A 12,526-nucleotide genomic window follows, 5' to 3' on the forward strand; every position below is an offset into this window, starting at 1 on the left:
CCTGACACCGTCAGGCGAAATCGAAGCCGTTCACCGGGTATAGGGCGTCCCAGTTGGCATGCGGGACGTGAATTCCCACATCGGCAGCACCCGGACCGACGAGCGCCTCGTCAGAGAAGGCAAGTGCTTCCATCCCGACGCTCGCTGCAGGCTGTGCGAACTGGACCGCGGCAGCAACTGCGGTTGTCGTAGCGCCTAGCACGGTGCCGATCAGCTGCCCGTCGGCATAGATTTCGGTGTCGGCACCCGACTGGAAGTAGGAGATCGTCCTCATGCCGATCCCGGCAATGAGGATGGTATCCGGACCGTTGCCGAAGTCTGCGATCATGTCATCATCCCCGATCTCGCTATCGGCGTGAAGGACGAAGGTATCGGGTCCAAGACCGCCGATAAGAAGGTCACTGCCCGCTCCGCCATCAAGGACGTCGGGGCCCTTGCCACCGTCGAGGATATCGTTGCCCGCGCCACCGAACAGCTCGTCTGCGCCGTTGCCGCCGAACAGCTGGTCATTACCGCCAAGGCCGAAGATGACGTCCGCACCATTGCCGCCGTCGATGCGATCGTTGCCGTCATTGCCGGACAAGTGATCCACTCCGTTACCGCCGGTAATCACCTGGATGCCGATGTTGAAACGGCCGAGGACAGGATCGTGATCGGACACGGCCATGCCCGTGGTCGAATTGCGGTGCACGATATCGAGGATCGCCCCGTCCATCATCCCGCCGGTGGCGAAGATGTGGTCGATCTGCTGCGCATTGCCCTCGAAGATGGTCGAATAGCGCTCCTCGGCTTCCAGCAGGAACGACAGGTTGTTGAGGATGACGTCCGAACCGTCGCTGATGGTGCCACCGGCGTAGTTCAGCTGTCCGGTAAGGATCTGCAGCGGCTCCTCGAACTGGAAGTCGTTGAAGTCCCCTGCGACGACCACATTGGCGAGCGGGTCGGCTGCCAGCAAGGCATCGACATAGGCATTGACCGCCGCCGCCTGTGCCGCGCGGGTTAGAGAGCCCGCCTGGATCGGCGGTTGGTCGGCGGTGTAGCTAGTGTCCGAGCCGATCATCGAAGTGAAGTGGTTGCCGATGACCGTCACTTCCTCCCCGTTGAAGCTGAACGTTGCACCAAGCGGAGCACGCGCGAATGCTTCGTCATCGATGGTGAAGACCGACGCCGGGTCGAGATCGACAGTGTCGGCGCGATAAAGGAACGCCACGCGGATGTTGCCGCCCGGCTGACCGCCGGTCTGCCCGTCTTCGATGAAGGGATTGTCGAGGACGTAGTACTGAACTCCGGTCTCGGCATAGATCAGGTCTGCGAGCATCTGCAGGGTCAGCGCTGCACTCACCGTGCCGTCATTGGCCGAGCCGCTGTCGTCCTGCACCTCTTCGAGCACGACGATATCGGGTGCGTTCATGGCAACGCCGATGTCGAATGCAATCGCGTCGAAACGACCGTCGGCAACGTCGGTGTCGCCATCGGCATCGTTTATGTCGAGGTTGAGGACGTTGTAGGTGGCAATCGTCAGCTGGTTTGCAGCGCCGGTCAGAACGGAAGTTTCGCCGATGTTGGTGGTGACGAGAGCGACGCTGACTTCTTCCGTCGGCCGGATCTCGAAATTGCCGAAGGCATAGTCGACGATCCCCGTCACGCTCGACAATACGGTGCCCGGGCCCACTTGCGGAGTGTCAAAGGTCACGCCGTTGAGGGTATAGCCGCCGTCGATCTGGATACGCTCTGGATTGAAGTCGGAACCCGCGCCGGTGTCGAAATAGCCCAGATCGCCTTCACCGCCCTGGATGACCACCAGGCCGCTGTCAGCCACGCTCGTCGCGGACAGGTTACCTGCGCCATCGCTGGCTACGGTCCACAATTCGCCGAAGTTGTTGGTGCTGTCGACTGCGACAGGGTTCTGGACCGTGACCAGCATGCCTTCGAGGCTTTCCCAGAAGTCGATGCCGTCATTGGCAGAGTCGTAGGTGCCGAGCAGGTCGTCATCGATGATTTCGGTCGGCGGCGTGATGCCGTCCGGTCCTATCAACACTGCAGTGGGCAGGCTATTGCCCGTGCTGTCGACCGTAACTGTCGGGCTGGTCAGTTCGGTGATGGTGAGGTTGCTTTCATCCCCGCCGGGCAGGAATTCCGTGACCGTGCCACTGACAGTGACGCCATCGCCCGCAACCACCGTGGGGGTGGAACCGGTGAAGACAAAGATTGCGTCCGACGTTGCGGAATTGCCGTCACCGTCCGCGTCCTGCAGGTAGAAGCCGGTCGCGGAAACGGCGGTTACGATGCCGGTCGTGGTGACTGAATTGCCCACGAAAATCGACTGGTGGCCTTCCCCCTGGATCTCGCCGATCTGGAGGTTGAGCGCCTCGTCGTTGACGATAGTGCCAGTGGCCGAACCGTCGCGGATGTCGGACCCGCCGGTCGGATTGGTGAGTTCCACGGTGAAGAACTCGCTCGGTTCGGGAAGGATGTCCCCGGTTACGCTGACGGTAATCGTCGCCGTTGTCTGACCGGCTGCGAAAGTGACCGTTCCGCTGAGCGGCCCGGACAAGTCGCTGGTGCCGGCAGATTGCGCGCCATTGCCGAGCATGACCTGGTAGTCGACCGATACGGCGCCTTCGCTGCCCCCGGTACGACGGACGGTGAACGTCATGTCCGTGGTCCCGGTGTCACCTTCGACAACACTGCTGTCGCCAATGTAGAAGCTGCCGTTGGGATTGGGGGGTATGAAATCCTGTCCGCCATTGGGCGCACCGAAACTGTCGCCGACGGGGCCGGTCCAGCTGAAGTCTTCGTAGCTCGAGCCCGCACCCACCAGCTGGATGGAAAGCCCTGCCGGACCGCCGGTTTCTTCGACGCCGACGTCAATGCTGGTCATGCCCGCCGCCGGACCGGAAGTTGCCAGCATCGTGCCTTCATAGGAAAGGAACTGGATGACGTTGCCGCCCGCATCGACCAGTGCGAAACCGTCGGGCGCGCCGTTCTGGATATTGGTCGCATCGACCGATACCGTGCCGAAGCCATCGTCCTGATCGGCGATGACGCCACTCAAAGCGATGGTCTGGTAAGGCACCCCGCCGTTACCGTTGTAGAGCACGATGCTCCAGCCGGTCAGGTCGGTTCCCGCTGCACCGGCAATCTCGATCCGTTCGCCCACGTCGGCGCCGGAGTTGTCATAGTGGAACTCGTTGAAGAACACATTCGCGGCTGCGGGCGGCGGAGGCGGAGGCGGAGGTGGCGGGGGAGGAGCATCGCCGAAGGTCTGCCCGGTATTGATGGAGCCGCGCGTTTCGGCTGCGGGTCCGGACCAGGTGAAGTCAACCGGAGCGGTTCCGTTGCCCGTAAGTTGCAGTGAATATCCGACCGGCGTTACCCCGTCCTCGGCAATGCCGATGTCGGTACTGGTCATCCCGGCTGCAGGACCGTCGATAGCGACGAATTCGCCTTCATAGCTGAGGAACTGGAGCACCGTGCCATCGGGAGCCACGAGCGCAATGGCATCGGGCGCACCGTTCTGGAGGCCGTTCGCAGGCAGGTTGAACGCGACCGCGCCGTACCCATTGCCCTCGTCGTCGACCGTGCCCGTCAGGGAGATGGTGTTGTAAACCATACCGTTGCCGCCGTTGTAGAGCACCAGCGAGTAATTGGTCAGGTCGAGCCCTGCCGTGCCTGCCACTTCGATGAACTCGCCGGTATCGGCACCAGCGTTGTCGTAATGGAATTCGTTGATGAACAGCACGTCCTCGACGATTTCCTGACCGGTGTTGGCAGCCCCCGAAGTGTTCGCCTGGGCGGCAGACCAGGTGAAGTCGCCGTAAGTCGATCCGCTGCCGGTGAGCTGGAGCGAATGTCCGGCAGGGACGCCGCTGAGTTCGGCGACGCCGATGTCGGTGCTGGTCAATCCGTCGGCAGCGCCGCCGATGGCAGTAAAGCTGCCCTCGTAGCTCAGGAACATGACTACCGAGCCGCCCGCGTCGACCAGGGCGATGCCATCGGGTGCACCGTTCTGAAGGCCGGTAGCAGCCACCGAAACGAAAGTGTCGGATCCACTCAACGCGATCGTGCCATACGGCGCACCGTTCGAACCGTTGTAGAGAACGACCGTCCAGCCGGTCAGGTCGGCACCGTCGAGGTTGGCGATTTCAATGAACTCGCCCGTATCCGCCCCGTCGTTGTCGTAGTGGAATTCGTTGATGAAGATGCGCGATGCCGGATTGGCGACCATACCTGACCCCTTAACCTGAATGCCGTGACAGAACCGCTCGCCGTAGCCGCGATTCGAATGGGGGCTGTGCTAGGTCAGGTCCGCGTCAGTTCGGTTACCCCCGAGTTAAAATCCTGTGGACAGGGGATTTTGTCTCAAATCGGGACTCTGTCGGATCAGGGAATTTCTTCCAACAGTGCGCGTTTCTCGCCCGAGTAGATCGCCCGTACATCGGCGTCCCTGCGCGCCAGCGAGGTCGCCTGGTTCACATATCCCTTGTCGGTGATTTCGCCCGCATCGAGCGAAGGGGGATCGGTCAGCAGCAACATCTTTCCGATCCGGCGCGAGCTTCCGCCCGCTGTCCGGTTGAACTCCGCGAGCTTGGCCGCGATGTCCCTTGCCAGGATGGCGAGGCCCGCGCTCCCGTTCTTGGCGGTATATTTCTGGACCGCAGCGGGGCTGGGCCATGCAAGAACGCCTATGAACTCGCGGTCCTGGCCGGTGATCACGCAATCTTGGATCAACGGGCTGCAGGCGGTGACGACTTCGGGCCTCAGGGTCCCGACGGAAACCCACGTGCCGGTCGACAGCTTGAAGTCCTCTGTCACGCGTCCGTCGAAGACGAGGCCTTGCAGCGGATCGTCCTCGTCGAGGAAACGCGCGGCATCGCCGAGCTTGTAGAAGCCCTCTTCATCGAAAGCCTCCGCATTCTTGGCCGGATCGTCCTTGTAGCCGCTGGTTACCGAAGAGCCCTTGACCCGCACTTCCATCTTCTGGCCGTTGGGGACCAGCTTCAGGGTCACGCCGGGCATGGGCAGGCCGATCAGCCCGACGCGGTCGATCTCCCAGTGGACCATGGTGATGCCCTGCGTTTCAGTGGCACCGTACATGGTGGTGATCGGGATGCGCTTGCCCGTCTCGGCAATGGCGAGTGCCTGGATGCGGGCGTAGAGATCGTCCGACAGCGTGGCGCCGCCGTACCCGAGCGAAATGACCCGCGCGAAGAACGAGGACCTGAGCTTCTCGTCCTGCTCCATCGCGTCGGCCAGCATGGCGAAGGCGACCGGGGCAGAACCGAAGCCCGTCGGCGATACCTCGTAGAGGTTGCGGATGGTAGTCTCGAACATGCCGGGAATGGGCTTGCCCTCATCGAGATAGAGTGTGCCGCCCGACCAGGTGACGCCGTTGAAGGAGATGTTCCCCGCGCTGATATGGCTCCACGGCATCCATTCGAGGATCACCGGCGGTTCGCGGCTGTCGCGTGGCTGTTCGGCAAGCCCCTCCTGCCCGGCGATGACAGTGGACATCATGTCATGCGTCTGGGGGACGCATTTGGGCATGCCGGTCGAGCCGGAGGTGAAGAGATACTTGCCCACCGTATCGGCCGTGATCGCCTCGCGCCGTTTCTCGACGGCAGGGGTGGGGACCTGCCGGCAAAGCTCCACGAAATCGACCGCACCTTCGGGTGAGCCGTCGCAAGTAATGACGGTAAGTCCGGGCAATTCCTCGCGCAGGCGGGCGAGCGCGGCAGCATGCAGGGCGCCTTCCTTCGCGAACACCGCCTTGGCGCCGATCTTGCGGAAACAGTGCAGCAACTTGGCATGGTCCTGCGACATCAGCGAATAGGCCGCGCTGACCGGGGCAATCGGGACGCCCGCAGTATAGCAGCCGAGCATCAGCAGCGCGTGCTCCAGCGAATTGCCGGAAATGACCATGACCGGATCATCCTGGCCGTGCCCGTGATCGATCAGCCATTGCGCGATCGAATCCGCTGCAGCGCGCGCCTCGCCCCAGGTCACGCCGCGCCAAGGGCCATGTCCGGGTTGGCGCTGGAGAATGAAGGACCGATCGGGATGCGCTTCGCTCCGGTCCCGGAAGATTTCCGCAAGGTTCGCCGGCACCTGTGCTGGCGGATGCGAGCTGCTGATGAGCACAGTCCCGTCCTCGCGCTTCTCCACCACAGCTGCAGGCGGCTTTTGCGGAAGGCGGGTGAACGGTGGAGGGCTGCTTGCCATATCAGGGTCTCTCCCGGCGCTGACCAAGGAATCGTCGATGCCAAGCGGTATCCCATTTCCACAGCTGATGCGAACGCTGGAGTTCCTGTCCCGGCAGCAAACGGGACCGCGCAATTGCAATGCGTCCTCTGCACGGGCATTGGAGGGCGATGGGGAAAAGGACCGCCAGCTCAGTCGCGCGCAGCCAGGGCAAAGCCAGCATCCGCGACTCCCTTCTCGAAGCGGCCAGCGCCTTGATGCGCGAGCAGGACACGGTCGAGATCGGAATTCTCGACATCGCCTCGCGGGCCGAGGTCAATCACGGGATGATCCGGTACTATTTCGGCAGCAAGGAAGGGATGATGCTCGCCCTGCTGGACCGCGACGTCCAGATGCGCATCCGCCAGCTCGCCGCTCTGTTCCGCCTCGACGTGACGCCGACCGAGCGCATGCGCATCCACCTCGAGGGCATTCTCGATACTTATTACCAGATCCCCTACCTCAACCGCCTGATCCACGCGATGGTCCGCGATGCCTCGCCCGAGCGGGTGCATCATATTGCCGAGGAACTGCTCAAGCCCATCGCGCGGGCGCAGCACCGGATCATCGAAGCGGGGATCGAGAGCGGGGAATTCCGCAAGGTCGATCCCAAGCTGTTCTATTTCAACACGATCGGTTCGGCGGACGGACTCTACGCCAACCGGTTCACCCTGTCGGCGGTGTTCGGCGGGATTCCCGCAGCCGATGATGCGCTGCACGAACGGTACAAGAAGCAGACGGTGGAAACGCTGATGGCCGGTCTGCTGGCGTAGTTATCAGGCTTGATAATCGACGCCACGGATGCATAAGGGCATCTATGGATCTGCAACTCGACGACCAGCAGAAGCTGCTCCAGCAATCGCTCGCCCGCTTCCTCGAAAAGCGGCTGCCGTTCGACGTCCGCCAGCGGCAGCGCAGCGCGTCGGACTTCCTCGAATTCTGGCGCGCACTCGATAGCGAACTGGGCGTGGGTGCAGCGGGTATCGGTGAGGATCTCGGAGGTTTTGGCGGCGGACGCGAGGCAGAGATGATCGTCGCGACCGCACTGGGCAGTGCGCTGGCCGTGACGCCCTATGTGGCATCGAATGTCCTGTCGTCGACGCTGCTCTCGGCAGTGGGCCAGAACGAGCTTGCTGGTGCGATCGGTTCGGGCAACGCGATCGTCACGACAGCCGTGGAGGAAGCCCAGACGCGTGGCGACGTGGCCCTGATCGAAGCGCGGGCAGAGCCGGTAGAGAAGGGCTGGCGATTGACCGGCAAGAAGCTGGCAGTCGACTTCGCATCGGTGGCAGACGTGGTGCTGGTGCCTGCGCGTCTTGCCGACGGCAATCTGGCTCTCTTCGCTTCCACACCCGCCGAGCTCGGCGCGGCACTGAAGCCTTACCATCTCGTCGACGGGACTCCGGCCGCCGACATCCTTCTCGATGGCCTGGTCCTGCCCGGGAGTGCCTGCCTCGCGAAAGGTGAAGCGGTCCTGGCGGCGCTGAGCCTCGCAGTCGATGCCGCCATTGCCGCATACTGCGGGGAAGCGGCAGGGATCGCCTCGGTCATGGTCGAGGACACTGTCGCCTACACCAAGGAGCGACAGCAGTTCGGCGTCGCTATCGCCTCTTTCCAGGCGCTGCAGCACCGCATGGTCGACATGTGGGCCAAGGCTCGCGAGATCGAGGCAGCTTCATTGCTCGCGACGCTCAAATCGGATCGTCCGGACGCCGTCTCCGCTGCCAAGGCCACGGTTTCGGACGGGCTTCGGCTGATCGGGCAGGAGGCGGTGCAATTGCACGGCGCGATGGGGCTGACGGAGGAATTGCGCGTCGGCCACTACTTCAAGCGCGCAACCGTTCTCGAACATCGCCTCGGCAGCGCGGCCGACCACGTCGAACGCTATCGGGCGCTACGGTCCCACGCCTAGGGCAGGCTACAGGCCGAGGACGTGCCGCGCGAGGATATTGCGCTGGATCTCGTTCGAACCGGCGTAGATCGAACCCGCCCTTTCGTTGAGATACTTGAGCGGCGCGATCGCCTGCCACTTCTCGCCCGAAACATACCCGTCTTCGGGTGCCTCGTATTCAGGGACATCGGCGCCCGGACGGGCTGCGTGCGGCTGGAACACCGTCCCGCTCGTCCCCGCAGCCTCCAGCGCCAGTTCGGTCAGGTGCTGCGCCAGTTCGGTGCCCATGATCTTCATCAGCGAGGACATTGCGCCGACGCTTTCTCCGCGCCCGGCTGAAGAAAGCAGCTTCAGTTCGAGCACCTCGAGCACGTCAATGCGGATCATCGCGCGGGCGAGGCGGTGCGCGAAGTCGCCGTGTTCGAGCAGGCTCTTGCCGCCCACGCGCACCTTCGCGGCGCGCGCCTCGATATTGCGGGCGCGAATCTTCAGGCCTGCCGAATAGGCCGAGCCGCCGCGCTCGAACTCGAGCAGGAACTTGGCGACCTGCCAGCCCCGGTCCACTTCGCCGATGACGTTCGCGCGCGAGACGCGGACATCATCGAAGAACACCTGGTTCTGCACGGTCTCGCCCGACAGCATGACGATCGGCCTGACGCTCACGCCGCCCTGATCCATGGGCACGAGGATGAAGGTGATGCCTTCCTGCTTGCGGCCTTCCGCGTGCGTCCTGACGAGGCAGAAGATCCAGTTTGCCTCCTGCGCATGCGTGGTCCAGATTTTCGATCCGTTGAGGATGAAATCGTCGCCATCGGGAACCGCGCTCATCTGCAGGGCGGCAAGGTCGGAGCCCGCATTGGGTTCCGAATAGCCCTGGCAGAAGAAAACCTCCCCGGTCAGGATCCGCGGCAGGAAGAAGGCCTTCTGCTCGGGCGTCCCGAATGCGGCGATGACATGGGCAACCATGTGGATGCCCATCGGCGAGAGCGAGGGTGCGGATGCCTTCGCCTTCTCGTTGGCGAAGAGATAATGCTGGGCGACGGTCCAGTCCTTGCCGCCATGTTCTTCCGGCCAGTGCGGGGCGGCAAGACCTGCTGCATGCAGCTTCAGCTGCCACGCCATCGACGCATCGTGATCGGGATAAACGCTGGTCGCGTGCATACCGGCATCGCGGATGTCATCGGTCAGTTCGCGGGCACAGAATTCCGCGATCTCGGCGGCGAACGCCTTTTCGTCAGGAGACCAGTCGAGGTTCATGCCATATCCGTTTGCCGTAGATTATCAGTTCTGATAACTCATTTGCATTCCCGGTCAATCGTCTTGGATGCCCATACGCCATGAACCAGCACGCCGCCGTCGAACCCGCGCCCGCCAAAACCTACCAGAAGAGTTCGACCCCGAACCAGGTCGATTTCACCAAGCCGGCGGGTGAGGAGGCGTTCTACGCACCCGATTCGATCCAGTGGCGGATCTTCAAGAACAACGTCGCGCTTGCGATCGGCGGCGTTGCCGCAGTGCTCCTCGAATTTGCCGACGCACGCATTCGTTCGGGGGTGTGGGATCATTCCATCTATCCCGTCGATCCGATCGGCCGTTCGCAGCGCACCGGCATGGCCGCCATGCTGGGCGTCTATGGGCCGCGCAGCGTGGCAAGGCAGGTCATCGCGGGCGTGGGCCGCATGCATGCCAAGGTGTCCGGTACGACTCCGAAGGGCGAGGCATACAGGGCGCTCGATCCCGAATTGCTGGACTGGGTATCGGCCACCGCGCAATACGGCTTCAGCACGGCCTATGATCGCTATGTCCACCGGCTGAGCGATGCCGAAAAGCATGCCTTCTGGAACAATGGCGACGAGGTGGCGCGGCTCTACGGCGTGACCGAAATCCCCCACTCCGAAGCCGAGTTCCTGACCATGATGGAACGGCTGGTGCCGCGTTTCGAGGCCCACCAGATCAACATCGACTTCCTCGAGATCGTCGCCTCGGGCAAGGCGCGTCCGGAAATTCCCAGCTTCATCCACCGCGCCATGGCGCGTGCTGCGGTCAGCATTCTTCCGCCTATCGTGAGGCAGAAACTGGAACTCGGGCGCGAATGGGATATCTCCCTGCCCGAGAAGATGCTGGTCAGGTTCTTCGGCAGGGTGGCCGACCGCAAAATCGATCCGGAGTCGCCCGCCTACCAGGCCGCGCTGCGGCTCGGCCTGCCGGGGGATACGGCGTGGAGGAAATAAGGCGCAACGAAGCAGCCGGTGACACCGGCGAACCTAATCGGGAGAGCAGGGCATGAAGACGCGTTTCACCGAGATGTTCGGTGTGGAGCATCCCATCGCGCAGGGCGGGATGATGTGGGTCGGCAAGGCAGAACTGGTCTCTGCCGTCGCCAACGCCGGGGCACTCGGCTTCCTCACCGCGCTGACACAGCCGACGCCCGAGGAACTGACGAAGGAAATCGCCCGCTGTCGCGACATGACCGACAAGCCCTTCGGCGTGAACCTCACCATCCTGCCGAGCATTAACCCGCCGCCCTACGCCGAGTATCGCGCTGCAATCATCGAGAGCGGGGTGAAGATCGTCGAAACCGCCGGGTACAAGCCGCAGGAGCACGTCGACCACTTCAAGCAGCACGGCGTGAAGGTGATCCACAAGTGTACCGCCGTGCGTCATGCGGTTTCGGCCGAAAAGATGGGCGTCGATGCGATCTCGATCGACGGCTTCGAATGTGCCGGGCACCCGGGTGAGGACGATATTCCGGGCCTGATCCTGATTCCGGCAGCCGCTGACAAGATCTCGATCCCGATGCTCGCTTCGGGCGGGTTCGGTGACGGCCGGGGCCTTGCCGCCGCGCTCGCCCTGGGGGCCGACGGCATCAACATGGGCACCCGCTTCTGCGCGACCAAGGAAGCGCCGATCCACGAAAACTTCAAGCAGGCCATGGTCGAGGCAGACGAGCGCCAGACCAAGCTGATCTTCCGCACCTACAGGAACTCCGCCCGTGTCGCCGCCAACGCGATTTCGGAGGAGGTCGTCAGGCTGGAGCGCGAGGGCAAGCCGTTCGAGGAAGTGGCGCATCTCGTGAAGGGGCAGCGCGGGCGCGAAGGCTACGAGACAGGTGACACCGAACGCGGCATCTGGAGCGCGGGCATGATCCAGGGCCTGATCCACGACGTCCCGACCGTGCGCGAGCTGGTCGAGCGGATCGTCGACGAGGCAGACGCGATCATCACCGATCGTCTTGCCCGAATGGCGAGCTGAGGGACGCGCCTGACATGGAACAGGTCGCCGGCACGGTCGAAGGCGGGCTGGAGATCGTCGCGGACGGGCTGCCAAGCGACAACATCTGCTTCACACCACCGCCTGCCTGATCGGCGAGGCCACAGGAGAAAGCCCACGTGCCGGACATTATCCTCCACCACTACGATGCGTCGCCTTTCTCCAACAAGGTGCGGCTGCTGCTTGGCCTGAAAGGGCTGGCGTGGAAATCGGTGGTCACGCCCAACATGATGCCCAAGCCGGACCTCGTCCCGCTCACCGGGGGCTATCGCCGCGCGCCGGTGATGCAGATCGGCGCGGACATCTATTGCGACAGCCAGGTCATCATGGCGGAGATCGAGCGGCGGTTCCCGGAGCCGAAGGCGGATTTCGGGGCGGGCTGGCCGATCAACCTGTGGGCGGATCGGCAGTGGTTCCAGCATTCAGTCGCAATCATTTTCGGCCTTCTGGGCGACAAAGTGGATCCGGCCTTCATCGCCGACCGCGAGAAACTGTCGGGGCGCCCGTTCGACGTGAAGGCGATGGCCGCCTTCGCCGGTCCGGCAAGGGGCCAGTGGCGTGCGCAGGCAGGCTGGATCGAGCGTGCGCTCGGGACGGGTGGCGAGGACTTCCTGTTCGGGTCGCTGCCCGCCATCGGCGACCTCGCCGCGCATATGAACATCTGGTTCCTGAAGTCTGCCTTCCCCGATCTCGCGGATGAATTGCTCGACGGGTTCGACAGGGTGAAATCCTGGTACCCGCGCATCGAGGCACTCGGTCAGGGCTCGCGCGCGGAAATCGCGGGGGTGGAGGCGCTGCACATCGCGAGCGAGGCCGACCCGGCCGTTGCACCTTTCGTCCATGACACGGCTGCAACCGGCGGGTTGCAGGTCGGCAGCGATGTCGTGGTCGCGGCCGACGACTATGGCCGCGATCCGATATCAGGAAAGCTGGTCTCGGCCAGCGTCGATCGTATCGTCATCAGCCGCAGCGATAGCGACCTGGGAACGTGCAACCTACACTTCCCGCGGGTGGGCTTCGTCGTGACGGGAACTGGTGCCGGTTAGAGGATTCGAACCCCTGGCCTGATGATTACAAATCAACTGCTCTACCAACTGAGCTAAACCGGCGCTCCAGAGGCGGGGC

General features: G+C 63.3%; 8 protein-coding genes and 1 tRNA gene. 5 read left to right on the forward strand and 4 right to left on the reverse strand.

Annotated features, from left to right (window positions below):
* Positions 1-10: 10 nt before the first annotated feature.
* Together IRL76_RS02290 and IRL76_RS02295 are read right to left on the reverse strand one after the other, a co-directional pair.
* Entirely contained in the window at positions 11-4,228 is a 4,218-nt protein-coding gene (locus tag IRL76_RS02290) for an endonuclease/exonuclease/phosphatase family protein (RefSeq protein WP_200982779.1), read from the reverse strand.
* A gap of 155 nt (positions 4,229-4,383) precedes the next feature.
* Positions 4,384-6,222, reverse strand: a complete 1,839-nt coding sequence (locus IRL76_RS02295; protein ID WP_200982781.1) for an AMP-binding protein — start codon at positions 6,220-6,222, stop codon at positions 4,384-4,386.
* A 149-nt stretch (positions 6,223-6,371) separates the two neighbouring features.
* Here IRL76_RS02295 and IRL76_RS02300 point away from each other — a divergent pair, with 149 nt between their 5' ends.
* Positions 6,372-7,013, forward strand: coding sequence for a TetR family transcriptional regulator (locus IRL76_RS02300; RefSeq protein ID WP_200982783.1), 642 nt, complete (start codon positions 6,372-6,374; stop codon positions 7,011-7,013).
* Between the two features lie 44 nt (positions 7,014-7,057).
* Positions 7,058-8,152, forward strand: a complete 1,095-nt coding sequence (locus tag IRL76_RS02305) for an acyl-CoA dehydrogenase family protein (protein WP_200982785.1) — start codon at positions 7,058-7,060, stop codon at positions 8,150-8,152.
* Between the two features lie 6 nt (positions 8,153-8,158).
* Here the strand turns inward: IRL76_RS02305 and IRL76_RS02310 are convergent, their stop codons facing one another.
* On the reverse strand, positions 8,159-9,388 hold the full coding sequence (locus tag IRL76_RS02310; protein WP_200982787.1) for an acyl-CoA dehydrogenase family protein: 1,230 nt from the start codon (positions 9,386-9,388) through the stop codon (positions 8,159-8,161).
* Positions 9,389-9,468: 80 nt separating this feature from the next.
* Here IRL76_RS02310 and IRL76_RS02315 point away from each other — a divergent pair, with 80 nt between their 5' ends.
* The 3 genes from IRL76_RS02315 to IRL76_RS02325 all read left to right on the forward strand — a co-directional run bounded on the left by IRL76_RS02315 (position 9,469) and on the right by IRL76_RS02325 (position 12,447).
* A complete protein-coding gene (locus IRL76_RS02315) occupies positions 9,469-10,362 on the forward strand; it encodes an oxygenase MpaB family protein (RefSeq protein ID WP_200982789.1) in 894 nt (297 codons plus the stop codon).
* Positions 10,363-10,414: 52 nt separating this feature from the next.
* Positions 10,415-11,383, forward strand: a complete 969-nt coding sequence (locus IRL76_RS02320) for an NAD(P)H-dependent flavin oxidoreductase (RefSeq protein WP_200982791.1) — start codon at positions 10,415-10,417, stop codon at positions 11,381-11,383.
* A 137-nt stretch (positions 11,384-11,520) separates the two neighbouring features.
* Positions 11,521-12,447: a glutathione S-transferase family protein gene (locus IRL76_RS02325; RefSeq protein WP_200982793.1), complete on the forward strand. Its 927-nt coding sequence runs from the start codon at positions 11,521-11,523 to the stop codon at positions 12,445-12,447.
* On the opposite strand, the gene IRL76_RS02330 is transcribed toward IRL76_RS02325, so the two are convergent.
* Positions 12,435-12,510, reverse strand: a tRNA-Thr gene (locus IRL76_RS02330). The genes IRL76_RS02325 and IRL76_RS02330 overlap by 13 nt on opposite strands.
* Positions 12,511-12,526: the final 16 nt, after the last annotated feature.

The sequence above is a fragment of the Qipengyuania soli genome, from assembly GCF_015529805.1.
In the GTDB taxonomy this organism is placed as follows: Bacteria; Pseudomonadota; Alphaproteobacteria; order Sphingomonadales; family Sphingomonadaceae; genus Qipengyuania; species Qipengyuania soli.